This window comes from Pseudomonas putida (genome assembly GCF_001976065.1).
In the GTDB taxonomy this organism is placed as follows: Bacteria; Pseudomonadota; Gammaproteobacteria; order Pseudomonadales; family Pseudomonadaceae; genus Aquipseudomonas; species Aquipseudomonas serbica.
On the sequence record NZ_MNAH01000001.1, the window covers coordinates 212,631 to 238,137 of the forward strand.

The following is a 25,507-nucleotide window of genomic DNA, read 5'->3' on the forward strand; positions in this document are numbered from 1 at the left end:
GGCGTGCCATGATCGCTTTCATAGAGTGAAGGGCCATTGCCGACTCCCTGTTCAGGAGGCTCCATGAACTCCGATTCAAACGTCCAGGCGCTGGCCTATCAGTCAGGCTTTGGCAACGAATTCAGCAGTGAAGCATTGCCCGGTGCACTGCCTGTCGGTCAGAACTCCCCGCAGAAAGCACCTTACGGTCTCTACACCGAACTGTTCTCCGGCACCGCCTTCACCATGGCCCGCAGCGAAGCCCGGCGGACCTGGATGTACCGCATCCAGCCGTCGGCCAATCACCCGGCTTTCGTCAAGCTTGATCGGCAACTGGCCGGCGGCCCGCTGGGCGAAGTGACGCCCAATCGCCTGCGCTGGAATGCGCTGGATATGCCCGCCGAGCCGACCGATTTCATCGACGGCCTGGTGAGCATGGCGGCCAACGCCGGCGCGGATAAACCGGCGGGGATCAGCCTCTATCAGTACTGCGCCAATCGCTCCATGGAGCGCGTCTTCTTCAACGCCGACGGCGAACTGCTGTTGGTGCCGCAACAGGGCCGCCTGCGCATCGCCACCGAACTGGGCGTGTTGGAAGTGGCGCCGCTGGAAATTGCCGTATTGCCTCGCGGGCTGAAATTCCGCGTCGAACTGCTCGACCCGCAAGCGCGCGGTTACATCGCCGAGAACCATGGCGCGCCAATGCGCCTGCCGGACTTGGGCCCGATTGGCAGCAACGGCCTGGCCAATCCGCGGGATTTCCTGACTCCGGTGGCGGCCTACGAAAATCTGCAACAACCCACGACCCTGGTACAGAAATTCCTCGGCCAGTTGTGGGGCTGCGAGCTCAATCACTCGCCGTTGAACGTGGTCGCCTGGCATGGCAACAACGTGCCTTACAAATATGACCTGCGTCGCTTCAACACTATCGGCACGGTCAGCTTCGACCACCCGGACCCGTCGATCTTCACCGTGCTGACCTCGCCGACCAGCGTGCACGGCCTGGCCAACCTCGACTTCGTGATCTTTCCACCACGCTGGATGGTGGCCGAGAACACCTTCCGTCCGCCGTGGTTCCACCGCAACCTGATGAACGAATTCATGGGCCTGATCCAGGGCGAGTACGATGCCAAGGCCGAAGGTTTCGTGCCTGGCGGCGCGTCGCTGCACAGTTGCATGAGCGCTCACGGGCCAGACGGCGAGACCTGCACCAAAGCGATCAACGCCGAACTCAGACCCGCGAAAATCGACAACACCATGGCTTTCATGTTCGAGACCAGCCAAGTGCTGCGTCCGAGCCGCTTTGCTCTTGAATGCCCGCAATTGCAAGCTGACTACGATGCCTGCTGGGCCACTTTTCCCGCCACTTTCGACCCGACCCGGAGATAACCCATGACGCAAACTTCCATCACTCGCAGCTGGGTTGCTTCGGCCAACGATCATGCGGATTTTCCGCTGCAGAACCTGCCATTGGGCGTGTTCAGCGTGCAGGATTCAGCGCCGCGCAGTGGCGTGGCCATCGGCGACCATATCTTCGACCTGCAAGCGGCGCTCGAGGCCGGCCTGTTCGAGGGCGCGGCAAAAGCCGCCGTCGAAGCCACCCGTGGTGGTCAATTGAATGCCTTCTTCGAATTGGGCCGCGAGGCTCGGGTGGCCTTGCGTGAGCGTTTGATCGAACTGCTCAAGGAGGGCAGCACCCTGCATGGCAAGATCGAAGCCCAGGGCGCAAAACTGCTCCCGCTGGCCGCGAATTGCCAGATGCACCTGCCAGCGAAAATCAACGACTACACCGACTTCTACGTCGGCATCGAGCACGCCCAGAACGTGGGCAAACTGTTCCGCCCGGACAATCCGTTGCTGCCAAACTACAAGTACGTGCCTATCGGCTACCACGGCCGCGCCTCGACCATTCGCCCGTCGGGCACCGACGTGCGCCGTCCGAAAGGCCAGACACTGCCGGCCGGCCAGACCGAGCCGACGTTTGGTCCGTGCGCACGCCTGGACTATGAACTGGAACTGGGCATCTGGGTCGGCCAGGGCAATGACATGGGCGACGCCATCGCCATCGGCGACGCTGCCGATCACATCGCCGGTTTCTGCCTGCTCAACGACTGGTCGGCGCGCGACATCCAGGCCTGGGAATACCAGCCGCTGGGGCCGTTCCTGTCGAAGAGCTTCATCACCAGCATTTCACCGTGGGTCGTGACCGCCGAAGCGCTGGAGCCGTTCCGCCGCGCCCAGCCTGCCCGCCCGCAAGGCGATCCGCAGCCGCTGCCGTACCTGTTTGATAAGCGTGATCAGGCCGCCGGTGCTTTTGACATCGAGCTGGAAGTGCTCTTGCTGACCGAAGCGATGCGCGAACAGAACCTGCCTGCCCATCGCCTGACCCTGAGCAACTCGAAACACATGTACTGGACCGTGGCGCAAATGGTCGCGCACCACAGCGTCAATGGCTGCCAGTTGCAGGCCGGCGACCTGTTCGGTTCAGGCACCTTGTCGGGCCCGGAAAGCGGTCAGTTCGGCAGTCTGCTGGAGATCACCGAGGGCGGTAAGAAGCCGATCGAACTGGCATCGGGCGAGGTGCGCAAATTCCTCGAGGATGGCGATGAAATCATCCTGCGTGGCCGTTGCAGCCGCGAAGGGTTTGCGTCCATCGGTTTCGGTGAATGCCGCGGCAAAGTCGTGCCGGCGCGTTAAGAGGAGCAGGTCATGGAGCTCTATACCTACTACCGCTCGACCTCGTCCTATCGGGTGCGGATTGCATTGGCGTTGAAGGAGCTGGATTACCAGGCGCTGCCGGTCAACTTGATCGCGGCGCAAGGTGGCGAGCATCGGCAGCCGCCCTATCTTGCCATCAACCCGCAAGGTCGAGTGCCGGCCTTGCGCACCGATGAAGGCGAGCTGTTGATTCAGTCACCGGCGATCATCGAATACCTGGAGGAGCGTTATCCACAGGTGCCGCTGCTTTCCAGGGACCTCGCTGCTCGCGCCCGTGAGCGCGGTGTGGCGGCGGTGATTGGCTGCGATGTGCATCCACTGCACAACGTCAGCGTGCTCAACCGGTTGCGCCAGCTGGGTCACGATGAACCGCAGGTCATGGAGTGGATCGGGCACTGGATCAGCCAGGGCCTGGCGACTGTGGAACAGTTGATTGGGGATGAGGGTTATTGCTTCGGGCCTGAGCCAGGTTTGGCGGATGTCTACCTGATTCCGCAGTTGTACGCGGCTGAGCGTTTCAGTATCTCCCTTGAGGCGTATCCGCGGATTCGTCGGGTGGCGGCGTTGGCGGCGGCGCATCCGGCATTCATCAAGGCGCATCCGGCGAATCAGCCAGACACACCTTGATAACAGCAGGCTGCGATCTTTTTGCTGTCAATGAACGATGGAATTGGGCGGCAAATGCCCCAGCCGCTCAGTCAGGCGAATCCGCTGGATCGGATCGTCGCTGAGCAGCAGGGCATGCTCCAGGTCGAAGCGTTCGGCATTCGGGCAGTCCAGCCGTTGGTAAAGGCTGGCCCGGGCCAGATAGTCGGAGGCGCTGGCATTGCCCAGTTCCAGCACGCGTTCGGCGTCGATCAGCGCGCCAATGTAATCGTCGTGGGAAAGATGCAGCTGGCGCAGGTTGCGTGACAGGCGTTGGAGCATTTGCGCCGGATCGGCGGTGACCAGGTGTTCAGCATTGAGCTTCATGTTCGGGCCGTACTGGCGATGCAGCAACTCCCGACAATCGTTGGGGTACAGGCGCCGGCCACCGCAAGGGTCGAGCAGATGATCGGCGCCTGGCACCCGCAGCAGGAAATGCCCCGGGAAGTTGACACCGACCAGGGGAATCTCCAGGCCTCGGGCTAGTTCCAAGGCTATCAGCCCCAGTGACAGCGGCTGCCCGCGGCGATGTTCCAGGACTTTATCGAGCAATGCCACTTGCGGTCGCAAGGGGGCGAAGTCGTCCTGGGCGAACCCCAGCTCGACCATGCGCCTGAGCAACGGTTGCGCCAACTCGCTCACGGGCAGCATCGGCAAACCACCACTGACCCGCTGTTGCAGCTCCTTGAAGTCCGCCATTACCGCTTCGGGGTTTACCTGCTTGTCGTGTTCGACGGCAATCCACAGCGCCGCCTCGAACAGCGCAGGCGGTGATCGTTGCAGGCAGGCGAAAAACGATTGGCGCGGCGTCATCGGAATCTCCGGGCTATGCCTCGTTTTAGACCGGTCTTTGCCATCCGTCCAGTACCGCACGGGAGCAATTGCGGTTATTTCCTAAAGCTTTTATGGCGCCGTTGCTTATTCCGGTGCGCTTCTGCAATTTTTGGGCGCAAGCCTATACTGGCGACTACAAGAAGTGATTCGGGAGCCCTACGATGTTCGCTCTCATGCAAAGCACTCGCCTTGAATCGCTGCATCTGAGCGTCGACCCGGCCACCGGGTTGAAGGCGGTCATTGCCATTCATAACAGCCGTTTGGGGCCTGCTCTGGGCGGTTGCCGTTACCTGGCGTATCCGAGCGACGAGTCGGCCGTCGAGGATGCGGTGCGCCTTGCCCAAGGCATGAGCTACAAAGCGGCCTTGGCCGGCCTGGCCCAGGGCGGCGGTGTGGCGGTGATCATTCGCCCCGTCCACGTGGCCAATCGCGCTGCGCTGTTTGAAGCTTTCGGACGCTGTATCAATCAGCTCGACGGGCGCTACATCACCGCCATCGACAGTGGCACCTCGGTGGCGGACATGGATTGCATCGCCCAACAGACCCAGCACGTCACCAGCACCACGTCGGCGGGCGATCCTGCACCTCACGCGGCGATGGGCGTGTTTACCGGAATTCGTGCCACGGCGATGGCCCGGTTGGGCAGCGATAACCTCGAAGGCTTGCGCGTCGCCATTCAAGGCCTGGGCAACGTCGGTTTTGCCCTGGCCGAACAGCTGCACGCCGCCGGTGCCGAGCTGCTGGTCAGCGACATCGACCACGGCAAGGTCCAGCTCGCGATGGAGCAGCTCGGCGCCCATCCGATTGCCAACGACGCGTTGCTCAGCACGCCTTGCGACATTCTTGCGCCGTGCGGTCTGGGCGGGGTGCTGAACAGCCACAGCGTAACGCAACTACGCTGCTCGGCAGTGGCCGGGTCGGCGAACAACCAGCTGACCCATCTGGACGTCGCCGATCAGCTCGAACGACGGGGCATCCTGTATGCGCCGGATTACGTGATCAATGCCGGTGGATTGATCTATGTTTCGCTCAAGCATCGTGGCGAAGAGCTGGGGACCATCACTGCGCACCTGTCGAAAATCAGCTCGCGCCTCACCGAAGTCTTCGCCCATGCCCAGGCGGAAAAACGCTCACCGGCCCGAGTGGCGGACGAGCTGGCGGAGAAAGTGCTTTACCGATAGACGATCAAAAGATCGCAGCCTGCGGCAGCGCCTACAAAGGCTGCGATCTTTTGATTTTCACAAATGAAAAAGGCCCTGTGTCCATCGGACTCAGGGCCTATTCAATTCTGGCGCCGCTTACTTCGCTGTTTTCGCAGCCTTGGCAGGCTTGGGCGGGGCAACCGGTTCTGCGCTTTGCTCTTTATTGGCCGCAGGCGTTTCAACAGCTGCAGGTGCTTTCACCGGCTCTTCGACTTCCGCTGGCGCTGTGAGCAGTTCGGACAAGGCGTCCGGCTGGCTCTTGAATGCCTTGGCGAACACATCGCGGTTCTTCGCCATGTAGATCCCGGCTTCTTCCACTTGCTGTTCGGTCAGGGACGGAACAGCTTTTTGCAACACTTCAGCCAGCAACTCGGCCAGTTCGAGCATCTTGTCATGACGGTCAGCTTCGGCTTTATCCATGAACAAGCGCTCCAGATCTCGGCTGCTGCGGTATACCACTTCGACGGCCATTCACCACCTCATATGCCTTCACATTGGTCAGTCTGATTCGACTACTGTATCTATATACAGCAAAGGATAAGCGAATCCCCGGGGTTTGGGTAGTGGCTTTTTAATGTAGGCCGGTTTCGAGATTTGTCAGGCCTCAGCTAAAGGTAGCTGCGACCAAACGCCACGGAGCAGAATCTACGGCGGCTCGCCATCATGATCGTGGCCTTGTTTCTGCATGCAGAACAAACGTCACGTCCAACCTGCATTATCCGGTCGAGCCGACCTAAGGAAGCATCATCGTGAAAATCAACTGGGCCGAAAAACTGCGGCAGAATGTCCATGAGCTGGCCGAGTCGCTGGGTAACCTGTTCGTCGAAACCTTCCATTACCTGGCGTTGTTTGCCATTGGTGCGGTGACTGCGTGGGCAGCGGTGATGGAGTTTCTCGGGATGCTCGAGCAGGGTCATATCAAGATCGACGATATCCTGCTGCTGTTCATCTATCTGGAACTGGGGGCGATGGTCGGGATTTACTTCAAGACCAACCACATGCCGGTGCGTTTCCTGATCTACGTCGCCATCACGGCGCTCACGCGGCTGCTGATTTCCAATGTTTCCCATCACAATCCACCGGACCTGGGGATCATTTACCTGTGCGGCGGAATTCTGCTGCTGGCGTTTGCGATCCTGGTGGTGCGCTATGCCTCATCGCAATTTCCGTCGGTGAAGATCGAGCACCCGCACCGTAAGACCGGTGCGGGCTCGGGTGAGCATCCGGAGGTGGAGAAGGGCGAGATTTAAAGCCTGATGGCCGGGCACGGGCGGTTTTTCACAGGAGGGGGTGGCAGAGGGCCCGTGCCGCCATCGGTCATGGCTTCGAGGATGGCCACCGCGCTGTGGCCCTGCTCGATGGCAATGCCGAACTGGATGCTTTGCACCAGGCGTTTGAGGCGTTGGGGATCGTTGCGTTGTTCGGCACTGATCATGCGTTTTGCCACTACGCGGCCACTGTTGGACAGGGTCAGCATGATGCTGCCGTCCAGACCCTGAATGCTCAGGTTGATCTGATAGTGCGCCGCAAAGGCATCGGTAATGAGCTGAAAAGGGTTGTCCATGATGCGTCACCGCTTGATTGAACGTGCAGTTGTTGACCGGCCATGATCGGGTTGGTTCGCAACGCCGGACCATCGGCCATTCTCGTCAATATCGCCATCAATGTTCCAAGCGGGATATAGCAAGGGGCATGCCGAAAGATTGTCGGACAGCAAACGCGGCAAAAACAAGGCGGGCACTGTGGCCCACCTTGTTGTTGCCTGCCCGTTTCAGGGCACTGACTGCCCGCATGCCACCAAACCGGTCAGCATTCCACCCAGTTCACGGCCAGACCGCCACGTGATGTCTCTTTGTACTTGTCGTGCATGTCGGCGCCGGTGTCGCGCATGGTGCGGATTACCCGATCCAGGGAAATGAAGTGTTTGCCATCGCCGCGCAGGGCCATCTGCGTAGCGTTGATGGCCTTGACCGCGGCAATCGCGTTGCGCTCGATGCACGGCACCTGGACCAGCCCACCGACCGGGTCGCAGGTCAGGCCGAGGTTGTGTTCCAGGCCGATTTCGGCGGCGTTTTCCAGTTGCTCCGGCGTGGCGCCGAGCACTTCTGCCAGACCGGCGGCGGCCATGGCGCAGGCTGAGCCGACCTCGCCCTGGCAGCCGACTTCGGCGCCGGAGATCGAGGCGTTTTTCTTGCAGAGAATGCCGACGGCGGCAGCGCCCAGGAAGAACGCCACGACGTCATCGTCCGACGCGTCAGGGTTGAACTTCATGTAGTAGTGCAGGACCGCCGGAATGATTCCCGCTGCACCGTTGGTCGGCGCCGTGACCATGCGCCCACCGGCGGCGTTTTCTTCGTTCACGGCGAGGGCGAACAGGTTCACCCATTCCATGGCCGACAGGGTCGAAGTGATGACGTTCGGCTTGCCGATTTCCAACAGGCTTCGGTGCAATTTCGCCGCGCGTCGCGGCACATTCAGCCCGCCAGGGAGGATGCCTTCGTGCACCAGCCCCTGCTCGACGCATTCGCGCATCACCGACCAGATGTGCAGCAGGCCCTGGCGGATCTCCTCGTCACTGCGCCAGGCCCGTTCGTTGGCCATCATCAATTCGCCAACCCGCAGGCCGTGCTGGTTGCAGAGCTTGAGCAGTTCGGCGGCGCTGGAGAAGTCGTACGGCAGCACCACGTCGCTGGCAGGCGCCACACCGGATTCGGCCTCTGCTGCCTCGATGATGAAACCGCCGCCGATCGAGTAGTACGTTTGCTCGAACAGCTCGCCCGTCTCGCCAAACGCTGTCAGGGACATGGCATTGGGATGGTAGGGCAGACTCTCGTCGAGCAGCAGCAGATCGCGGGACCAGTTGAACGCGATAGTCGCCTGGCCTGCCAGGGACAGCTCGCCGGTTTCCCGCAGGGTGTGGATGCGGCTGTCGATGGTGGTGGGATCGATACGGTCCGGCCATTCGCCCATCAGGCCCATGACACAGGCGCGGTCGGTGGCGTGACCGACGCCGGTCGCCGAGAGGGAACCGTAGAGGCGAATCTCCACGCGCCGCACATCGCTCAATAAAGCCTGATCGACCAGCGCCTGGGCGAAGGTCGCCGCGGCCCGCATCGGACCGACTGTATGGGAGCTGGACGGGCCGATGCCGACTTTGAAGAGATCGAAAACACTGATAGCCATGCTAAAGCCTATTCCTGTAATGGAGGATGAATCGCTGCCATTTCTGTAGGACAAGCGCAATTTCAGCGATACTGCCTGCCTCGGTCTTGAGTGACCAACGAAACTTCCTAAGAGAGCCTTTAGCAGGACTAAACGATGAGCCGTCAATTACACGCCCAGACATACGTTTGGCTGCAGGTGTTTTCCTGTGCCGCACGGCACTTGTCGTTCACCCGTTGCGCCGAAGAGCTGCACATCACCCCAGGGGCGGTCAGCCAGCAGATTCGGCAACTGGAGGAGCGCCTGGGTTTTCGTCTGTTTCACCGGCGTGCCCGGGGCGTGGAGCTGAGCGCCGAAGGCCAGCGCCTGGCCATTACGGTCAACGAGGCCTACGGCAGCATCGATGCGGAGTTGCGCCGGCTGGACGCGGGCATGATCAGCGGCACGCTGCGAGTGCGTTCGATCCCTTCCTTCCTGAGCAAATGGCTCACGCCGCGACTGCCGCGCTTGCAGCAGCGGTTTCCGGACATTCAGCTGCGCCTGGTGGCCGAGGACAGCAGCGTGCCGTTGCATGAAGGTGATTTCGACCTGGCCATCGACCTCAACGACGGCAGCTACCCGGGCCTGTTATCCACAGCCCTGCTCGACGAGCAGATTTTCCCGGTCTGTGCCCCCGGCCTGTTGCGCGGTCGCCCACCGCTGCATGGCCCGGCGGACCTGCTGCATTTTCCGCTGTTGCATGACATCACCGCCTGGCGCGGCAGCTACGAATATGCGGAGTGGGAGTTCTATCTCGATGCCATTGGCTTTGAGGGGGCGGATGTGCGGCGCGGGCATACCTTCAATCGCAATCACCTGACCATCGAAGCGGCCATTGCCGGGATGGGCGTGGCGATCGCGCGACGTACGCTGCTCAACGACGAGCTGGAACGGGGCGCATTGATCGTGCCGTTCGGCCTGGCGGTGCCTAATCACAAGCGCTACATGGTGCTCTATGCGCCGGGGGCATTGAGCCATCCGGGCGTGCGTGCGGTGCATGACTGGCTGGTGGAGGAGGCGGGGATTTTTCGCGGCTTGCACCCGCTGTCGGAGGGGCAGATGTGAGTAATTATCAGATAAGAGCGGGGCGACCCAACTCCCGACCTTAACAGCGCTTTTGCCGGTTGTCCGGCTTTTTTTGCGAATAGATATTTATCTTTTTTTAGGGGTTGAATTGTTCATCGTACAGACCGATTGTGTAACCAAGAGGTCACGGTGATGACGCCCAAGGGCTTAGCTGACCGGCCTCTCGCGAGCTAGCTGAAATAAGGGATGAACTATGCAAATCCAAGTCAATAGCGATAACCATATTCAAGGCAGTAAACGACTGGAGGAGTGGGTACGTACTACCATTGAGAGCACGCTCGAACGCTACGAAGAGGACCTGACACGCGTCGAGGTTCACCTGCGGGACGAGAACGGCGACAAGCCTGGTCCCCACGATATGCGCTGCCAGCTGGAAGCGCGGCCAAAAGGCCACCAACCGATTTCTGTCACCCATAAAGCTGCCAGCCTGGAACTGGCGATCGACGGAGCCGCCGAGAAACTCGAGCATGCGCTGGAACACCTGTTCGGCAAATTGCGAGGCAAACCACGAGCCGCTGTGGTGCCGTTCGAGCGCAGGGCTCACGCCGATGTGCTACTGGAAGAAGAGTTTCTTGAAAACGAACAGGCTGCGCAAAACGGCTGACGCCTGATTCACTTTTTACCTTCCCACAGAAAACGGGCCTGCATTGCAGGCCCGTTTTGCTTTTAAAGCCCTCTCATTGGAACCCGATCTCATCCGATAGCTTTGCGTATGAGAATATTTATCATTAGTATTGCACCTTGCTGGCCCCGTGACGTTCATGCGGCTTCACATTGACGCTGGCCGGTTTGAGCCTGTTGGCCAGCCCGATTGCCGCCATGGCGCAGTACTGAGCGATGACTTCCCCTGAATCTGACGATATCCAGCACGCCGAACCACGCGGCGACCGAGCGCACTTTCTCCAGGTGTTTCTTTCCCAGCGTTCGCAGATGGAAGCGCTGGTAAACCGTCGCGTCGGTTGCCGGGCAACGGCGGCGGACCTGGTGCAGGATTTGTTCCTGCGGTTCTGGCGCCGCCCTCTGGTGCAAGTGGAAGAACTCAGCACCTACCTGTTGCGCTGCGCCGGCAACATCGCCATCGACCACCTGCGCAGTGAAGGCACGCGGGTGCGGGCCAACGAAGGCTTGATGGCGGAGCCGGCGCTTAGCGTCGGTAGCGAGCCACAAGCGGCGCTGGAGGCGGGCAACGATCTGCGCCACGTCGAAGCGGCGTTGCGCGCGTTGCCCGAGCGCACGCGGCAGATCTTCCTGCTCAACCGCATCCATGGCCGCAAATACGCCGAGATCGCCAAGGCCATGGGCCTGTCTCAAAGTGCCGTGGAAAAACATATGATGCGCGCGCTCGAGGCCTGCAAGGCCAGCCTGCGGGAGCCCGACGCGCGCACGCCAGGGAAAGCACAGTGAATAGTATCGAACGCGTCATGCCGACGCCCGCTCAGGAACAGCAGGCGCTGGCCTGGCTGAGCCTGTTGCATGACCAGCCCAGCAGCGCTGACCAGGCCACCTTCAGCCAGTGGTTGCAGGCCGACCCGGCCCATGCCGAGGCTTACGCCCGTGCGCAAGTGCTGTGGGAGTTGAGCGAAGTGCCGGCGCGCGCACTTGCTGATGAGGACGCGCTGGCGCTGCAGGGTTATCTCAACGCGATGAATCGCTCACGCCGCAGCAGCGTCGGGCGTTGGTCCGGTGCGCTGGCCATGGCGGCTTGCCTGCTGCTGATGATCAGCCTCGGCAGCGGCTGGCAGCCTGCGCGCTGGTTCGATGACCTGGGCGCCGATTATGTCTCGGCACCGGGGCAAATCCGCACCGTCACCCTGGCTGACCAATCGCAGGTCACCCTGGATGCCGACAGTGCGATTGCCGTGGATTTCAGCCGTGGCGAGCGGCACGTGCAGGTGCGTCGCGGCGCCGGATTTTTCAGCGTGACCCATAACGGCGAACCCTTTGTGGTCGACGCCGAGAAGGGCCAGGCGCGGGTGCTCGGCACCCAGTTCGAGGTGCGCCTGCAACCCCATGGGGCGCAGGTGACGGTCTTGTCTGGACGGGTTGGCGTGAAGGCGGACAAGAATGCGGATCAGCAAATCCTCACGGCCGGCCAGCAAGTGGCCTATGGCGAAGGCACGGCGCAAAAGCTCCACGCGGTGGACAGCCAAGCGCAGTTGGCGTGGCGCCAGGGGTGGCTCAATTACTACAAGGCGACAGTCGCCGATGTGGTGGAGGATCTGCGCAGGTATTACCCGGGGCGAATCGTGTTGCTCAACGATGAGTTGGCCCGGCGCAAGGTCAGTGGCAGCTTTGCGAGCAAGGACCCGCAGGCGGTGTTGAGTTCGTTACAGGGCGTGTTGGGCTTTGAGCAGCATCAGGTTCTGGGACGTCTGATCATTTTGCGCTGAGAGACATCAGGAAAATATTTTCAACTTTCTGCTGAGGTAAACCCGAACGCCATTCGTGTAGTGACTGAAACTGCGAGTCATTCGCATCCGTTGCGGTTCTACACAGGTCATGAGTCATGAAGTCCAGGGCAATATCGGGTTCGGTCAAACAGTGGTTGGGTGTCTCTGCGTTGAGCTTCGCGGCGTTGGCGCTGCTGCCGCTGAATGGGGCGATGGCTGCGCAGGCCAGCCCCGGGCAAAGTTCGCTGTTCAGCTTTTCGATGGTCGCCAAACCACTGCCCCAGGCCCTGAGCGACTTCAGTCACGTCACCGGCATCAGCGTGGTCTACACCGATGAAGCGCCCTATGCCCTGAATGCTCCGGCAGTCGACGGCCAGTTGAGCGCCGAACAGGCCCTGCAGCGCTTGCTCAGCGGTTCTGGCTTGACCTTCCGCCGCATCGATGGCCACACCATGGCCCTGGAGCCCCTACCGACCGAGGGCGCGTTGAACCTGGGCGCCACCACCATCACCTCGCAGATGGATCAGTCCACCAGTTACCAGCCGCCGCCCATCAGCTCGGTGATGCGCGCCTCGACGCCGCTCCAGGAAATTCCCCAGACGGTCAACGTCGTCCCGGCACAGGTCATTCGCGACCAGGCGCCGCGCAATCTCGATGATGCGCTGGCGAACGTCAGCGGCATCACCCAGGGCAACACGCTGGGCAGTACCCAGGATTCGGTGATGACCCGCGGTTTCGGCGATAACCGCAACGGCTCGATCATGCGCGACGGCATGCCGGTGGTACAGGGGCGAGGCATGAACGCGACGGTCGACCGGGTCGAAGTGCTCAAGGGGCCGGCCTCGTTGCTCTACGGCATTCAGGACCCGGGCGGGGTGGTGAACATGGTCAGCAAGCAGCCCGAGCTCGATCCGTACAACGCCCTGACCCTGCGTGGCTCGACCTATGGCGAAGGCAAGAACGGCAGCGGCGGTACCTTTGACAGCACGGGCGCCCTGGGCGATTCCGGGTTCGCCTACCGTATGGTGCTGGACCACGAAGACGAAGATTACTGGCGTAACTACGGTGTGCATCGCGAAAGCCTGGTGGCGCCGTCGCTGGCCTGGTTCGGTGAAAGCACCCAGCTGCTGTTCGCCTATGAACACCGGGAATTCCTCACCCCGTTCGACCGTGGCACGGTGATCGATCCGCGGGACAACCATCCGCTGGACATCTCCCGGGAGCGTCGGCTCGACGAACCGTTCAACAACATGGAAGGGCGCTCCGACCTGTATCGCTTCAAGGCCGACCACGACCTCAACGACAACTGGAAAGCCCATTTTGGCTACAGCTGGAATCGCGAAACCTATGACGCCAGCCAAGTACGCGTGACCGCCATCGACACCCGCGACGGCACGCTGACGCGCAGCATGGACGGCACGCAGAATGCTATCAGCACCGACCGTTTCACCACCGCCAGCCTCGAAGGCCAGGTCGATGTCGGCGGCATGCAACATGACCTGGTGCTGGGGATCGATGACGAATACCGCAAGATCTACCGCGCCGACCTGATCCGGCAAAAGAGCCTGACCACCTTCAGCTACCTCGACCCGGTGTACGGCCGCGAAGTGCCAGGCACTACGGTCAGCCCCGCCGACAGTGCCCAGACCGACATACTGCGCAGCGATTCGGTGTTCATGCAGGACTCGATTCACCTCAACCACCAATGGATCCTGGTGGCTGGCGCACGTTTCCAGGAATACGACCAGTACGCCGGCAAGGGCGAGCCGTTCAAGGCCAACACCGACAGCAACGGGCAGAAATGGGTGCCGCGCGCCGGACTGGTCTACCGCTACACCGATGAGCTGTCGTTCTATGGCAGCTACACCGAATCGTTCAAGCCCAACTCGACCATTGCGCCATTGAGCGGCAGCAGCACGGTGCTCGACGGCAGCATTGCGCCGGAAGAAGCCAAGTCGTGGGAAGTGGGGGCCAGGCTGGAAATGCCGGGCCGCGTAACGGGCAACATTGCGCTGTTCGATATCAAGAAGCGCAACGTCCTGGTGGCCAATTCCGAAGGCCCGGTGACCCTCTACAGCGCGGCGGGTGAGGTGCGTTCCCGTGGCCTGGAGGTGGATTTGAGCGGCCAGCTCAGCGACCGCTGGAGCATGATCGGCAGCTACGCCTACACCGATGCCGAAGTGACCGAAGACCCGGTCTACAAGGGCAAGCAGTTGCAGAACGTGGCCAAAAACAGCGGCTCGCTGTCGGCGGTGTACGATTTCGGCCATGTCATCGGCGGCGATCAGCTGCGGGTTGGCGCTGGCGCGCGTTATGTCGGGGAGCGAGCGGGCAATGCCGTGAATGATTTCGACCTGCCGAGCTATACCGTCGCCGATGCCTTTGCCACCTACGACACCCAGCTCGACGGGCAGCGGGTCAAATTTCAGCTCAACGTGAAGAACCTGTTGGACCGCACCTACTACACCTCGGCGGCAAGCCGGTTCTTTGTGTCGATGGGGGATTCGCGGCAGGTGACGTTGTCGAGCACCCTGGAGTTCTGATCAAAGACTCTGTCCTGTGGGAGCGAGCCTGTTCGCGATGGCGGCCTGACAGGCACCGCAAATCCTGATGTCAGCGCAAAAACGCCTGTCGATACTCCCCGGGCGTCCCACCCAGGGCCTGGCGAAACCGGTTGGTAAAGTGACTGGCACTGGCGAACCCGCAGGCCAGGGCAATCTCGCCCAAGGGTTGCGATGTCGAGCGCAGCAACTCCCGCGCCCGGTTCAGGCGTCGCGCCAGTACATACTGATGGGGCGGCAAGCCGAAACTCTCACGGAACATCCGCGCAAAGTGGTATTCCGACAGTGCGCACAGTGCCGCCAATTGTCCCAGGCTGATGGCTTCGGCCAACTGGCTGTCGATGAACTCCACCAGACGCCGGCGCTGATGCGCGGCCAGGCCGCCCTTGAGGCGCAGGCCGGGGCGCAGGCTGACCTGGCTGAACAGGGCGTGGGCGAGCATTTCATGGGCCAGGCTGCTGGTGAGCAGACGCTCTCCCGGTTCGTCCCAATTTAGGCTGATCAACTGCCGAAAGCGCAGCGCCTGTTGCGGGTCATCCAGAAACGTTTGCTCGCGCAACTGCAATTGCCTTGGTTCGCGGTCGAGCAGGGTGACACAGCCAAGGGCAAATTGTTCGGGGCTGAAATACAGGTGCGCCAGGCGAATGTCGCCATTGATCACCCAGCCTGACTGATGGTCGGCCGGCAGGATGCACAGCTTGTCCGGGCCGCCTTTGGTGCCGGGCTGGTCGCGCCGGAAGGTCCCGGTGCCGCCGGCGATGTAGCAGGAAAGCGTGTGGTGGCTCGGTGCTTCGTAGTCCTGGGCATCGTGGTGGTTGTTCCACAAGGCTGCAGCCAAGCCGTCACCGAGCTCGGCGCTGTGCTCCAGGCGAGCATTGGGCGAGCGGTTGAGGGCTTGAAAGACTTGCAGGGTTTCCAGTGCGGGCATGATCGTTTCTCTCCAACGCCTTGCATCCTACTCCGTGGGCGTCCACCTGCCAGCCCGTCGCCAGACAAAAGCGCAAGATTATGCAAGTGCGATGTAGCGCGGCGCAGGACACTGGGCACCTACCGAGGAGCCATTGCCATGAACCTGTCGTTGTACCTGCTGACTGTGCTGGTCTGGGGCACCACCTGGATTGCCCTGAAATGGCAACTGGGCGTGGTGGCGATTCCCGTGTCCATTGTCTATCGCTTTGGCCTGGCGGCGTTGGTGCTGTTCGCGATCCTCCTGCTCAGCCGACGCCTGCAAGTGATGAACCGTCGCGGGCATCTGATTTGCCTGGCCCAGGGCTTGTGCCTGTTCTGTGTCAACTTCATGTGTTTCCTGACCGCCAGCCAGTGGATCCCCAGCGGCCTGGTCGCCGTGGTGTTTTCCACGGCCACGTTGTGGAATGCGCTGAATGCGCGGGTGTTCTTCTGCCAGAAAATTGCCCGTAACGTGCTGATGGGCGGCGCGCTGGGCTTGCTCGGCCTTGGCCTGTTGTTCTGGCCCGAGCTGGTCGGGCACACCGCCAGTCCGCAGACCTTGCTCGGCCTGGGCCTGGCCTTGTGCGGCACCTTGTGTTTCTCGGCGGGGAACATGTTGTCGAGCCTGCAGCAAAAGGCCGGGCTCAAGCCGCTGACGACCAATGCCTGGGGCATGGCCTACGGCGCGGCGATGTTGTTGGTGTGGTGCCTGGTCAAGGGCGTTCCATTCGACATGGAATGGAGCGCACGCTACATCGGTTCGCTGTTGTACCTGGTAATCCCCGGATCGGTCATTGGTTTCACGGCCTACCTGACGCTGGTCGGGCGCATGGGCCCCGAACGCGCAGCCTATTGCACCGTCCTGTTTCCGGTGGTGGCGCTGAACGTCTCGGCAGTTGCCGAGGGCTACCAATGGACTCCCCCGGCGTTGATGGGCCTGGTGATGGTCATGCTGGGCAACGTGCTGGTGTTTCGCAAACCCAGGGTTAGCGCCAAACCGGTGGCGGGGAAGCTGGCCTGAGCAGCAGGTTGCTCAGTCGTCTTTTGCGGCGGTGAGATAGATCAAGCCGAGAAACATGTATTCAATGTTTCTTTGTGCCCAATCATTGGCATTTCGTTGAGCAGAGTACTCCATGTCAAACCACTCATTGAGTATGATGACGTATAAAATTTGATAAACAATAATGCCTGTTGCGAGCCCCGCTATCGCGAATTTTTTTGCATTGTGAAACTCTTTACGTGGTGCATCGACTTTTCGATAGAGCAAATAAGCTCCCACCAGGCAGCTGAGAGTGTAAATGGTCTCCAGGGAAATAATCGCCCAGTAAAAGCGATGATGAAACATGGTGGAGTGGATTGCCCTGTAGCGCCGGGAGTCGTTGCCCTCGGTGTTGCTCATGCTGATGATGCGCCCGATATAGTCGGCGTATGCCGCATAGTCGGTGACATTGTTAACGAGTGTCACCAGTCCGAATAATGCCGCTGTAAAGACAATCAGTACTTTGCTCCGCCTTATCACGCAGGCGGTGGTGAATTTATTCATGGGGGTATTCTCCGAGTGCATATTGGGTGCTCTTGTAATTGCTCGGAGTTTATAGCTGTTCAGGTGAATTCAGAGGGAGACTGCATTGCAAGTTGTGTCGTCTCTTCTTTCTCAATTGCAAGTAAGCGGGTGGTTTAAAGTTGTGGGAAGTGGCACGTCCAGCCAGACGTGCCATTGTTCAGTCAGCCTTTCCATACCTGAGGGTTGACCAAGTCTTGTGGGCGCTCACCCAGCAAGGCACTGCGCAGGTTCGCAAGGGCACGGTTGGCCATGGCGTCGCGGGTTTCATGGGTGGCCGAGCCGATATGCGGCAAGGTCACGGCGTTTTTCAATTGAAACAGGGGTGATTCAGCCAGCGGTTCTTTTTCGTACACATCCAGCCCGGCGCCTCGGATGCGGTTGTTTTGCAGTGCCTCGATCAGTGCCGGCTCGTCGACCACCGGACCACGGGAAATGTTCACCAGGATGGCGCTTGGCTTCATCAGTGCCAATTCGCGATGGCTGATCAGGTGCCTGGTTTTCTCGCTGAGCGGGACCACAAGGACGACGAAGTCGGCTTCAGCCAGCAATTCGTCGAGGCTGCGCATCTGCGCGCCGAGTTCTTGCTCCAGCTCGGTCTTGCGGCTGTTGCCGCTGTAGATGACCGGCATGTTGAAACCCAGGCGACCCCGACGCGCGATGGCCGCGCCGATATTGCCCATGCCGACGATGCCCAGGGTCTTGCCGTGAACATCGCAACCGAACAGCGGGGTGCCGACGCTGGCTTGCCATTGGCCTGCCTTGGTCCAGGCGTCGAGCTCGGCGACGCGGCGCGCGCTGCTCATCAACAAGGCGAAGGCCAGGTCGGCCGTGCTTTCGGTGAGCACGTCCGGCGTGTTGGTGAGCATGATCCCGCGCTCGTTGAAATAGGCCACGTCATAGTTGTCATACCCCACCGAGACGCTGGACACGACTTCCAGGCGGGCGGCGCTTTCCAGTTGTGCGCGACCGAGCTTGCGGCCGACCCCGATCAAACCGTGGGCATGGGGCAGGGCTTCGTTGAACTGGGCGCTGATATCACCCTTTTTCGGGTTCGGTACGATGACGTCGAAGTCTTGTTGCAGGCGCTCCACCATTTCTGGCGTGACACGGCTGAAGGCGAGGACAGTTTTTTTCATGGGTACAGGGCTCGTCGGGCGCAGGAGAATGGTTGGAAAGCTACAAGCTTCGAGCGTCAAGCCGCAAGTTAAAAGCTATCCCCAGCGCTTTTAACTTGAAGCTTGCAGCTTGAGGCTTATAGCGGTCATTCCGTTATACTGGCGACTTTCGCGGCTCGCTGACCGGGCCCGACACAGTGTGCATCACCCGGAGCTTTTCATGACTTCCCCGAAACAACCGCCGGTAGCCGAAGCCTTGGCCGACGAACAGGCCGAGCTGCCAGACAGCGTCGACTCCAGCGCTGACAGCGAGACCAAACCCGCGATCCCGGCGTTCAAGTTCCCGTTCAAGCCGGGCGAGCTGCAGGCCACCAAGGACGCCAGCCAGCCTTGGTACAAGAATGGCGCCAAGAATGGTCACACCAAGACGCCGGGGATGGCGCCTCCGGGAACTCGCCGTTCGATGGGCAAGCGTTAGTTTCAGGTTTTTCCAGCGGGCCTTCCTCGAATCAAGCGGCCCGCAATGAAATAAACGCGTAGTCAGCGGATGGCTCGGTCACCACCTGCGTGCCCGCTGCCAGCAGGGGCCCGGCGACATCGTCCCCCGACACATGAAACTGCCATTCGCTTTCCCAAACCGGTAACGTTTGCCCGGTCAGTTCGTCGATGATCGTCGCGAACTCGGTCATGTCCGGCAGATAAGCGGTAAACCCGTCGCCCTTAAGGGCAGTCGTTCGAATCCCCAACAACGCGCAAATCGCGTCCTTGGTTTGGATATCATCGCGATCCGCCTGGCGAGAGCGTTGGATCAGTTGCGCCAGTTCCGGGTCCACCAGTTGGCCACCCACGATCAGCTGTGGCCCTGTTTCCCACGATTGCGGCGGGCATTCCTTGGCGGCGATGTCCAGGGGGATGTGCGGATTGATCTCCATCGGATAGATACGGCACACCAGCGGCCGGCGTTCGTAGATGCGGCACAGGTTGTCCTGGTCCAGATGGCGGCAGGCTCCGGTGCTGTAGGCGGCAAAAGTGATGGCCACGTAAGCCTCGCTGGCGCCGCTGCGCACCAGCGCCGAGCGCGGTTCGGCGTGTTCGCGTTGCTGCGCCGTCAAGCCCAGGCCATTGCTCAGGAAAGCTTCCACCAGCACGATCACCTGACCACCGTCGGCCGCCCACATCCGGGCTTCGGACAGGGTCAAGGGCACATGGTGGTCATTGCAGCATTTACCGCAGCCTACGCAGGAAAACGTTGTATTCATTGAGCAGCCAGTCGCATCCGAGGGCAGAAAGCGGCGACAGAATGCCGCCGCGAAGGTTGCTCTCGAAGCAAGTTATACGCCACGGTGCTATTTCATCCCCAGTCGCTTGGCCATCCGCCCGAGATTGGCCCGGTCCAGGCCCAGCTCCCGGGCCGCGCTCGCCCAGTTGTGGTGGTGGCGTTCCAGGCAGGCGCCGATCAATTGGCGCTGGTAACGCTCGGTGGCTTCGCGCAAATCGCCGGTCACCGTTTCCATGGCCACTTCGGCGGGTTGCTCGGCGCTGACTTCGACATTGGCATGGGGCAGGTCGAGGTCGGCGGCATTCAAGCTGAGGATCTTCGGCCGTTCCTTGCAGTTACCCAACGCCTTCAACGCACTGCGCCCGATCAGGTGTTCCAGCTCGCGCACGTTGCCGGGCCAACCGTAGGCCAGCAACGCCGCCTGGGCGTCGGTGCTCAGGCGCAGGCTGTTGAGGCCCATGCGCGAGCGGTTCTGCTCGAGGAAGTAACCGCTGAGCAGCAGCACATCCCGTCCGCGATCCCGCAGCGCCGGTACCAGCAACGGGTAAACGCTGAGGCGGTGATAGAAGTCGGCGCGGTAACGGCCACTGCGCACTTCCTCGGCGAGGTCGCGGTTGGTCGCTGCGATCAGGCGCACATCGACCTGGTGCTCCTTGTCCGAACCCAGTCGCTGCAACTGGCCGCTTTGCAGCACGCGCAGCAATTTGGCCTGCACCGTCAGTGACAATTCGCCGACCTCATCGAGAAACAGTGTGCCGCCATTGGCCAGCTCGAACTTGCCGCGGCGGTCGTTCAGCGCCCCGGTGAAGGCACCGCGGACATGCCCGAACAGCTCGCTTTCCACCAGGGTGTCCGGCAACGCCGCGCAGTTGAGGCTGATAATCGGCTTGTCGGCGCGAGGCGAGGCGGCATGGATGGCCTGGGCGACCAGTTCCTTGCCGACCCCGGTTTCCCCGGTAATCAGCACCGTCAGGTCGCTGCCGCCCACCAGGTTGATTTCTTCCACCAGGCGTTTATGGGCCTTGCTCTGGCCGATCATTTCGCGGTTTTGCTGACCGCTGGCCTGGCGGTACACCTCGGCACGCTGGTGTTCGTCTTCGACCCTGTTGTTCAACCGCTCGATGCGTTCGGCGGCATTGACGGTGGCCGCCGCGAGGCTGGCGAAGGCTTCCAGGGCATCCAGCTCGACCGGTTCGAATTGTTCCGGATTGAGCGCGTCGAGGGTCAGCAGGCCCCACGGCCGCTCGTCGATAAACAAAGGGCAACCCATGCAATCGTGCACCTCCAGATGATCGTCCAGGCCATCGACCAGGCCGTCATAGGGGTCGGGCATGTCGCTGTCGGCAGCAAAGCGTGTGGGACCGGTGCTGCTGAGCAGGGCCTGGAAGCGCGGGTGTTCGCTGACCTTGAAACGCCGGCCGAGGGTGTCGGTACTCAATCCGTCGACAGCCAGCGGTACCAGCCATTCGCCATCCAGGCGCAGAAGGGCGGCCGCGTCGCATGGGAGCAGGGCGCGCATGGCTTCCAGCAGGCGCCGATAGCGCTCGCCTTCAGGAAGTTCGCGGGACAGGTCGGACACCAGCGGTAGCAGGGCGGTTAACAACGATTTTGCAGTCATAGTGACTCCATGTAGTCGATGTGACTATAAAGCAGTCTGTGTCGATATGACTACCATGTTATTAAGTTGCTGATTTATATGGTTTTATTTGTTGGCACGGAAACTGATAAGCATAAGGTAATTGCTAAAAACCTTCGTTGCCCAGGAGTTACTTTATGCTCAGCGTTCAAGACCGTACCATCGTCAAATCCACTGTGCCGCTGCTGGAGAGCGGTGGCGAAGCGTTGATCACTCACTTCTATCGCATGATGCTTTCCGAGTATCCAGAAGTGCGTCCACTGTTCAACCAGGCCCACCAGGCCTCCGGCGACCAGCCACGTGCCCTGGCTAACGGTGTATTGATGTATGCCCGCCACATCGATCAGCTCGACCAACTGGGCGACCTGGTGGCCAAGATCATCAACAAGCACGTGGCCCTGCAGATTCTGCCGGAGCACTATCCGATTGTCGGCAACTGCCTGTTGCGTGCCATTGCCGAAGTGCTGGGCGAAGAAATCGCCACCCCGCAAGTGATTGCGGCCTGGGCAGCGGCCTACGGTCAACTGGCGGACATCCTGATCGGTGCCGAAAAAAGCATCTACGACCAGAAAGAGCAGGCACCGGGCGGCTGGCGCGGGGCTCGCGAATTCATCGTCACGGCCAAGGTCGAGGAAAGTGCGGAAATCACCTCGTTCTATTTCGAGCCGGCCGACAAGGGCCAGATCCTGGCAGCCGAACCAGGCCAGTACATCGGCATGAAACTGATCCTCGATGGCGAAGAAATTCGTCGCAACTATTCGCTGTCGGCCTTGGCGAACAAAGGCCAGTACCGCATCAGCGTCAAGCGTGAAACCGGTGGCCGGGCCTCCAATCACTTGCACGATCAACTGCAGGTAGGGGCGAGCATCCAGCTGTTCCCGCCGTCGGGCGAGTTCACCCTGAGCGCCAGCGACAAGCCGTTGGTGCTGATCAGCGGCGGCGTCGGGATCACCCCGACCCTGGCGATGCTGGAAGCGGCGCTGCAAACCGAGCGGCCGGTGCACTTTATCCACTGCGCTCGCAATGGCAGCGTCCACGCCTTCCGCGACTGGATCGACGGGCTGGCCGAGCGTCACCCGCAACTCAAGCGTTTCTACTGCTATGCCGAAGATGACGGCGTCAGCCCGGCGGCCCACAAGGTCGGGCTGTTGAGCCAGGAACAACTGGCCGCCTGGTTGCCCGAAGAGCGTGACCTGGACGCTTATTTCCTCGGACCGAAGGGTTTCATGGCGGCGATCAAGCGCCACCTCAAGGCGTTGGGTGTGCCTGAAAAGCAGAGCCGCTACGAGTTCTTCGGCCCGGCTGCGGCGCTGGAATAAACACTGCCGGTGACGGCAAGGTATGGTTTCAGCCCTTGAGTTCCTTCAAGTGCTTGTACACCGTCGCCCGCCCCATGTTCAGCACATTGGCCACATAGTTGGAGGCGCTTTTGCCCTTGAAGGCGCCTTCGGCGTGCAGGGCCAGCACCAGTTCGCGTTTGTGATCGCGGGTCAGCAGGTTCAGGCTCAGCTGGCGTTCGCGCAGCCAGGCGTGGAGGAAGGTGTTGATCCGTTCTTGCCAGTCATCGCGGAACAGTGAATCCGGCTGCGGAATCACTTTGGTCGGCGACAGGAACAAATCCAGCGCGGCCTTGGCATTCTCGAACAGCGAAATGTTCAGGTTGATGCACAGCACGGCCAGCGGGTTTCCCTGGCGGTCGCGCAGTACGGTGCTGAGGCTGCGGATCTTCTGACCATCCCAATTGAGCTTTTCGTACGGCCCGATATTTCGTTCGCTGACATCATCGCTGAGCATGTCCTCCAGCGCTGAATCGTCACCGATTTCCCGTTTCGACAGGTTGTTGGCGATGTAGTCGACCTTTTGCGTGCGCAGGTCGTGCAGCACCACTTCGGCATGGGGAAAGAACAACGTCGCGATGGCATCGGCAATCGCCCGGAAGTTATCCAGGGACGTGTCGTTCAGGGCCGGTTCTTTTTCAGGTGCGTTCATACAGTAGGGCTCCGGGCAGCTTCAGCGCCCCGTAAAACAGGGCGTTGAAAGTGTGACGCAATCGAGTCGGCGCGTCACCTGAGGACAACCGTCAGCCCAGGCGGGCAGGGGACAGCATGCCGGCATTCAGACCGAAACCACCAAGGGTTTCGGGCAGGGGTTCACCCCGCACGAGCGCGGCACTGGCCTGGCCCATGGCTGGCGAGGTCTGGATGCCGTAGCCGCCTTGTGCCGCCACCCAGAACAACCCCGGCACCTGGGAGTCGAATCCGGACAGCAGGTCGCCATCGCTGACGAAGCTGCGCAAGCCGGCCCAGGTTCGGGTCGGGCGGCGGATGGTCAGGGTGGTGGCTTCCTCGATCTGGTAGATGCCCATGGCGATGTCCAGCTCTTCGGGCTGCACGTCGTGGGGTTCCACCGGGTCGGCGTTGGCCGGCGAGCCGAGGAACATCCCGGCGTCAGGCTTCATGTAGAAGGATTCATCGAGGCTGACCAGCATCGGCCAATGGTGGATGTCCACGCCCTCGGGGCCGGCGAAGATGAAGGCCGCGCGGCGCTTGGGTTGCAGGCCCAGCGGCCGGGCGCCGGCCATTTCGCCGATCTTGTCGGCCCAGGCGCCGGCGGCGTTGATGATGACCGGAGCGCTGAAGGTCTGGTCCTTGGTTTGTACCTGCCACAAGCCTGCGGCATCGCGGGTCAGGCTCAGGACTTCGCTGTCGGTATGGACTTCGCCCTGGTGGCGGCGGATTCCGCGCAGGTAACCCTGATGCAAGGCGTCGGTGTCGATGTCGCTGGCGGTCGGATCGTAGATCGCGCCATGGACTTTTTCCCGACGCAGGATCGGCACGAGCGCGCAGGCTTGGTCGGCGCTGAGCAGTTGCATCTCGGGGACCGTGGCTTTGGCGCTCAGGTATTGTTTGTTCAGCTCGGCCGGGTCACCGGTGAGGTCCACGGTCATCTCGCCGCGCGGGGTCAGCAGTGGGTGTTCGCAGAAACCGGCCGGAGGGGCGTCGAAGAAATCCCGGCTGGCCTGGGTCAGCGCCCGAACTTGCGGCGTGCCATAGGCGGCGGTGTACAGCGCCGCCGACCGGCCGGTGGAGTGATAGGCCGGATGGGATTCGCGCTCGAGCACGATCACCCGTGCGTGCTGCGACAGCCAGAAACCGGTGGAAGCGCCGGCTATTCCGCCGCCGATGATGATGAAGTCTGCCTGGCTCATGAACGTCTCCTGTGAAACACAATGCCGGAATGATGGTGATCTCCTGTGGGAGCGGGCTTGCTCGCGAAAGCGATTTATCCGTCGACATCGTCGGCGAATGCCAGACCGTATTCGCGAGCAAGCCCGCTCCCACAGGGTGTTGCGGTGTCAGGGATGCAGGCGGTAGATGGCATTGGCCAGCGCTATGTCCTCCAGGCCCAGGCCGATCGAGCGGAAGAACACATGGCGGCCGTACTCGGGGCGCTGCACTTTTTCGCTCAGCAGATCGGGCAGGTCGCCGACAATCGCATTCTTGTCCCAGCCATGCTGTTCGCCGGCAATCAGCATCTCGCCGGCAGCGCCTGGGGTGGTCACACGATAGTCGCAGAATACCTGCATGTCGTTGAGGCTCTGCGGCGGCACTTCGTGGGCGCGGGGGGCGTTGGTGCTGATGGAGGTGATCAGCGCCGGCTTGCTCAGGCTCGACGGATCGATCACCGGACCAGGGGACGAGGTGCACAGCATGATCACGTCGGCGTCCTGGATGGCGGCCTCGCGACTGTCGACGATATTCAAGCGCGGCTCGATGCTTTTCAGCAGATTCACCGTTTCAGGGTCTTCGCTCAGGCTTGGCGAGTACAGGTTGATGTTTTGCCAGTCGCGCAGCCCTTTCACGTAGTGCAGGTGCGCCTGGGCCACTTTGCCGCTGCCGATGATTGCCAGGCGATTCGCGGTAAGTGGCGCCAGGGCGTCAACCGCTACCGCCGTGGTCGCGGCGGTGCGGGCGGTAGTGAGCTCGGCGGCATCCACCAGCAGCAGCGGCTGGCCGGTCTGCATCGACATCAGCAAGGTCCATGCGGTCACCAGCGGTCCTTGTTCGCCCACGATGTAGGGCGATGTCTTGACCCCGTATACGCCTTCTTCGGCCAGCACACCGAGGTAGTTGATGAAGTCGCCGGCACCCCTGGGGAATTCCACCAGTTGCTGTGCCGGTTGCACAGCTTGCCCGGCGGCCAGGTCGCGGAACAATTTGCGCAGGATCTGCGGCACGTCGACTTGCGCCAGCAACTCGCGGGCCTGGGATTGGTTGATCACGTAGGGGGTGCTGGCCATGGTGGCTCCGGGAGTGATAAGTAAACTAATTTGTCCATTATGGACTTTT

Annotated in this window: 24 protein-coding genes and 1 pseudogene; 13 read left to right on the forward strand and 12 right to left on the reverse strand. The window is 61.3% G+C overall.

The window, feature by feature from the left end:
* The first annotated feature begins 63 nt into the window (after positions 1 to 63).
* The 3 genes from hmgA to maiA are packed head-to-tail and all read left to right on the forward strand — an operon-like array spanning position 64 to position 3,324.
* A complete protein-coding gene (gene hmgA, locus BKX96_RS00960) occupies positions 64 to 1,368 on the forward strand; it encodes a homogentisate 1,2-dioxygenase (RefSeq protein ID WP_077182452.1) in 1,305 nt (434 codons plus the stop codon).
* A gap of 3 nt (positions 1,369 to 1,371) precedes the next feature.
* Entirely contained in the window at positions 1,372 to 2,676 is a 1,305-nt protein-coding gene (gene fahA, locus BKX96_RS00965) for a fumarylacetoacetase (RefSeq protein ID WP_077182453.1), read from the forward strand.
* 12 nt (positions 2,677 to 2,688) lie between these two features.
* On the forward strand, positions 2,689 to 3,324 hold the full coding sequence (maiA, locus tag BKX96_RS00970) for a maleylacetoacetate isomerase (RefSeq protein ID WP_077182454.1): 636 nt from the start codon (positions 2,689 to 2,691) through the stop codon (positions 3,322 to 3,324).
* A 27-nt stretch (positions 3,325 to 3,351) separates the two neighbouring features.
* Here maiA and BKX96_RS00975 read toward each other — a convergent pair whose 3' ends face one another.
* Positions 3,352 to 4,155: a SirB1 family protein gene (locus tag BKX96_RS00975; RefSeq protein ID WP_046820506.1), complete on the reverse strand. Its 804-nt coding sequence runs from the start codon at positions 4,153 to 4,155 to the stop codon at positions 3,352 to 3,354.
* A gap of 182 nt (positions 4,156 to 4,337) precedes the next feature.
* On the opposite strand from BKX96_RS00975, the gene BKX96_RS00980 reads away from it, so the two are divergent.
* Positions 4,338 to 5,357 (forward strand): Glu/Leu/Phe/Val dehydrogenase family protein, encoded by a 1,020-nt coding sequence (locus tag BKX96_RS00980; RefSeq protein ID WP_008054432.1) that lies wholly within the window; start codon positions 4,338 to 4,340, stop codon positions 5,355 to 5,357.
* Positions 5,358 to 5,585: 228 nt separating this feature from the next.
* Here the strand turns inward: BKX96_RS00980 and BKX96_RS33040 are convergent.
* Positions 5,586 to 5,849 (reverse strand): annotated as a pseudogene (locus tag BKX96_RS33040) (YebG family protein); the annotation flags it as partial.
* 278 nt (positions 5,850 to 6,127) lie between these two features.
* Here BKX96_RS33040 and BKX96_RS00990 point away from each other — a divergent pair.
* Complete coding sequence (locus tag BKX96_RS00990; protein WP_046820504.1) at positions 6,128 to 6,628, forward strand: phosphate-starvation-inducible protein PsiE; 501 nt, start codon at positions 6,128 to 6,130, stop codon at positions 6,626 to 6,628.
* Here BKX96_RS00990 and BKX96_RS00995 read toward each other — a convergent pair.
* Positions 6,625 to 6,942: a DUF3509 domain-containing protein gene (locus tag BKX96_RS00995; RefSeq protein WP_077182456.1), complete on the reverse strand. Its 318-nt coding sequence runs from the start codon at positions 6,940 to 6,942 to the stop codon at positions 6,625 to 6,627. The genes BKX96_RS00990 and BKX96_RS00995 overlap by 4 nt on opposite strands.
* A gap of 242 nt (positions 6,943 to 7,184) precedes the next feature.
* Positions 7,185 to 8,561 carry an L-serine ammonia-lyase gene (locus BKX96_RS01000; RefSeq protein ID WP_077182457.1) on the reverse strand — a complete coding sequence of 459 codons (1,377 nt, stop codon included), beginning with the start codon at positions 8,559 to 8,561 and terminating at the stop codon, positions 7,185 to 7,187.
* Between the two features lie 135 nt (positions 8,562 to 8,696).
* Here BKX96_RS01000 and BKX96_RS01005 point away from each other — a divergent pair, with 135 nt between their 5' ends.
* From BKX96_RS01005 to BKX96_RS01025, 5 genes are all read left to right on the forward strand, one after another.
* Positions 8,697 to 9,644 (forward strand): LysR substrate-binding domain-containing protein, encoded by a 948-nt coding sequence (locus tag BKX96_RS01005; protein ID WP_046820501.1) that lies wholly within the window; start codon positions 8,697 to 8,699, stop codon positions 9,642 to 9,644.
* 214 nt (positions 9,645 to 9,858) lie between these two features.
* Positions 9,859 to 10,269 carry an HPF/RaiA family ribosome-associated protein gene (locus BKX96_RS01010; protein WP_046820500.1) on the forward strand — a complete coding sequence of 137 codons (411 nt, stop codon included), beginning with the start codon at positions 9,859 to 9,861 and terminating at the stop codon, positions 10,267 to 10,269.
* 233 nt (positions 10,270 to 10,502) lie between these two features.
* Positions 10,503 to 11,069, forward strand: coding sequence for an RNA polymerase sigma factor (locus BKX96_RS01015; RefSeq protein ID WP_077182458.1), 567 nt, complete (start codon positions 10,503 to 10,505; stop codon positions 11,067 to 11,069).
* Positions 11,066 to 12,055 (forward strand): FecR family protein, encoded by a 990-nt coding sequence (locus tag BKX96_RS01020; protein ID WP_046820498.1) that lies wholly within the window; start codon positions 11,066 to 11,068, stop codon positions 12,053 to 12,055. The genes BKX96_RS01015 and BKX96_RS01020 overlap by 4 nt, the downstream gene beginning before the upstream one ends.
* A gap of 116 nt (positions 12,056 to 12,171) precedes the next feature.
* A complete protein-coding gene (locus BKX96_RS01025) occupies positions 12,172 to 14,598 on the forward strand; it encodes a TonB-dependent siderophore receptor (protein ID WP_077182459.1) in 2,427 nt (808 codons plus the stop codon).
* Between the two features lie 70 nt (positions 14,599 to 14,668).
* On the opposite strand, the gene BKX96_RS01030 is transcribed toward BKX96_RS01025, so the two are convergent.
* Positions 14,669 to 15,544: a helix-turn-helix domain-containing protein gene (locus tag BKX96_RS01030; protein WP_077182460.1), complete on the reverse strand. Its 876-nt coding sequence runs from the start codon at positions 15,542 to 15,544 to the stop codon at positions 14,669 to 14,671.
* 138 nt (positions 15,545 to 15,682) lie between these two features.
* On the opposite strand from BKX96_RS01030, the gene BKX96_RS01035 reads away from it, so the two are divergent.
* Positions 15,683 to 16,585, forward strand: a complete 903-nt coding sequence (locus tag BKX96_RS01035; protein WP_077182461.1) for a DMT family transporter — start codon at positions 15,683 to 15,685, stop codon at positions 16,583 to 16,585.
* Between the two features lie 12 nt (positions 16,586 to 16,597).
* Here BKX96_RS01035 and BKX96_RS01040 read toward each other — a convergent pair whose 3' ends face one another.
* Positions 16,598 to 17,107: a DUF2165 domain-containing protein gene (locus BKX96_RS01040; protein ID WP_046820680.1), complete on the reverse strand. Its 510-nt coding sequence runs from the start codon at positions 17,105 to 17,107 to the stop codon at positions 16,598 to 16,600.
* 182 nt (positions 17,108 to 17,289) lie between these two features.
* The gene (locus BKX96_RS01045; protein WP_077182462.1) at positions 17,290 to 18,264 is read right to left on the reverse strand and encodes a 2-hydroxyacid dehydrogenase; all 975 of its coding nucleotides are present in this window, start codon (positions 18,262 to 18,264) and stop codon (positions 17,290 to 17,292) included.
* A 199-nt stretch (positions 18,265 to 18,463) separates the two neighbouring features.
* Between BKX96_RS01045 and BKX96_RS01050 the strand changes: the two genes are divergently transcribed.
* Positions 18,464 to 18,721: a hypothetical protein gene (locus BKX96_RS01050; protein WP_046820493.1), complete on the forward strand. Its 258-nt coding sequence runs from the start codon at positions 18,464 to 18,466 to the stop codon at positions 18,719 to 18,721.
* Positions 18,722 to 18,752: 31 nt separating this feature from the next.
* On the opposite strand, the gene BKX96_RS01055 is transcribed toward BKX96_RS01050, so the two are convergent.
* Complete coding sequence (locus BKX96_RS01055; protein ID WP_077182463.1) at positions 18,753 to 19,502, reverse strand: YkgJ family cysteine cluster protein; 750 nt, start codon at positions 19,500 to 19,502, stop codon at positions 18,753 to 18,755.
* A gap of 87 nt (positions 19,503 to 19,589) precedes the next feature.
* Positions 19,590 to 21,140, reverse strand: a complete 1,551-nt coding sequence (gene norR, locus BKX96_RS01060; RefSeq protein WP_046820491.1) for a nitric oxide reductase transcriptional regulator NorR — start codon at positions 21,138 to 21,140, stop codon at positions 19,590 to 19,592.
* 155 nt (positions 21,141 to 21,295) lie between these two features.
* Here norR and hmpA point away from each other — a divergent pair, with 155 nt between their 5' ends.
* Positions 21,296 to 22,477 (forward strand): NO-inducible flavohemoprotein, encoded by a 1,182-nt coding sequence (gene hmpA, locus BKX96_RS01065; protein ID WP_077182464.1) that lies wholly within the window; start codon positions 21,296 to 21,298, stop codon positions 22,475 to 22,477.
* 28 nt (positions 22,478 to 22,505) lie between these two features.
* On the opposite strand, the gene BKX96_RS01070 is transcribed toward hmpA, so the two are convergent.
* The 3 genes from BKX96_RS01070 to BKX96_RS01080 all read right to left on the reverse strand — a co-directional run bounded on the left by BKX96_RS01070 (position 22,506) and on the right by BKX96_RS01080 (position 25,458).
* On the reverse strand, positions 22,506 to 23,147 hold the full coding sequence (locus tag BKX96_RS01070; RefSeq protein WP_046820489.1) for a helix-turn-helix transcriptional regulator: 642 nt from the start codon (positions 23,145 to 23,147) through the stop codon (positions 22,506 to 22,508).
* Between the two features lie 91 nt (positions 23,148 to 23,238).
* Positions 23,239 to 24,366 (reverse strand): NAD(P)/FAD-dependent oxidoreductase, encoded by a 1,128-nt coding sequence (locus tag BKX96_RS01075; protein ID WP_077182465.1) that lies wholly within the window; start codon positions 24,364 to 24,366, stop codon positions 23,239 to 23,241.
* Between the two features lie 147 nt (positions 24,367 to 24,513).
* Positions 24,514 to 25,458: an ornithine cyclodeaminase family protein gene (locus BKX96_RS01080; protein WP_046820487.1), complete on the reverse strand. Its 945-nt coding sequence runs from the start codon at positions 25,456 to 25,458 to the stop codon at positions 24,514 to 24,516.
* Positions 25,459 to 25,507 lie beyond the last annotated feature (49 nt).

Coding starts and splice junctions, on each gene's coding strand:
- hmpA (WP_077182464.1), top strand. CDS start 21,296: ATGCTCAGCGTTCAAGACCGTACCATCGTCAAATCCACTGTGCCGCTG.
- BKX96_RS01040 (WP_046820680.1), bottom strand. CDS start 17,107: ATGAATAAATTCACCACCGCCTGCGTGATAAGGCGGAGCAAAGTACTG.
- fahA (WP_077182453.1), top strand. CDS start 1,372: ATGACGCAAACTTCCATCACTCGCAGCTGGGTTGCTTCGGCCAACGAT.
- BKX96_RS01080 (WP_046820487.1), bottom strand. CDS start 25,458: ATGGCCAGCACCCCCTACGTGATCAACCAATCCCAGGCCCGCGAGTTG.
- BKX96_RS01045 (WP_077182462.1), bottom strand. CDS start 18,264: ATGAAAAAAACTGTCCTCGCCTTCAGCCGTGTCACGCCAGAAATGGTG.
- BKX96_RS01075 (WP_077182465.1), bottom strand. CDS start 24,366: ATGAGCCAGGCAGACTTCATCATCATCGGCGGCGGAATAGCCGGCGCT.
- hmgA (WP_077182452.1), top strand. CDS start 64: ATGAACTCCGATTCAAACGTCCAGGCGCTGGCCTATCAGTCAGGCTTT.
- BKX96_RS01005 (WP_046820501.1), top strand. CDS start 8,697: ATGAGCCGTCAATTACACGCCCAGACATACGTTTGGCTGCAGGTGTTT.
- BKX96_RS01015 (WP_077182458.1), top strand. CDS start 10,503: ATGACTTCCCCTGAATCTGACGATATCCAGCACGCCGAACCACGCGGC.
- BKX96_RS01030 (WP_077182460.1), bottom strand. CDS start 15,544: ATGCCCGCACTGGAAACCCTGCAAGTCTTTCAAGCCCTCAACCGCTCG.
- BKX96_RS00980 (WP_008054432.1), top strand. CDS start 4,338: ATGTTCGCTCTCATGCAAAGCACTCGCCTTGAATCGCTGCATCTGAGC.
- BKX96_RS01000 (WP_077182457.1), bottom strand. CDS start 8,561: ATGGCTATCAGTGTTTTCGATCTCTTCAAAGTCGGCATCGGCCCGTCC.
- norR (WP_046820491.1), bottom strand. CDS start 21,140: ATGACTGCAAAATCGTTGTTAACCGCCCTGCTACCGCTGGTGTCCGAC.
- maiA (WP_077182454.1), top strand. CDS start 2,689: ATGGAGCTCTATACCTACTACCGCTCGACCTCGTCCTATCGGGTGCGG.
- BKX96_RS01055 (WP_077182463.1), bottom strand. CDS start 19,502: ATGAATACAACGTTTTCCTGCGTAGGCTGCGGTAAATGCTGCAATGAC.
- BKX96_RS01010 (WP_046820500.1), top strand. CDS start 9,859: ATGCAAATCCAAGTCAATAGCGATAACCATATTCAAGGCAGTAAACGA.
- BKX96_RS00995 (WP_077182456.1), bottom strand. CDS start 6,942: ATGGACAACCCTTTTCAGCTCATTACCGATGCCTTTGCGGCGCACTAT.
- BKX96_RS01035 (WP_077182461.1), top strand. CDS start 15,683: ATGAACCTGTCGTTGTACCTGCTGACTGTGCTGGTCTGGGGCACCACC.
- BKX96_RS00975 (WP_046820506.1), bottom strand. CDS start 4,155: ATGACGCCGCGCCAATCGTTTTTCGCCTGCCTGCAACGATCACCGCCT.
- BKX96_RS01050 (WP_046820493.1), top strand. CDS start 18,464: ATGACTTCCCCGAAACAACCGCCGGTAGCCGAAGCCTTGGCCGACGAA.
- BKX96_RS01025 (WP_077182459.1), top strand. CDS start 12,172: ATGAAGTCCAGGGCAATATCGGGTTCGGTCAAACAGTGGTTGGGTGTC.
- BKX96_RS01070 (WP_046820489.1), bottom strand. CDS start 23,147: ATGAACGCACCTGAAAAAGAACCGGCCCTGAACGACACGTCCCTGGAT.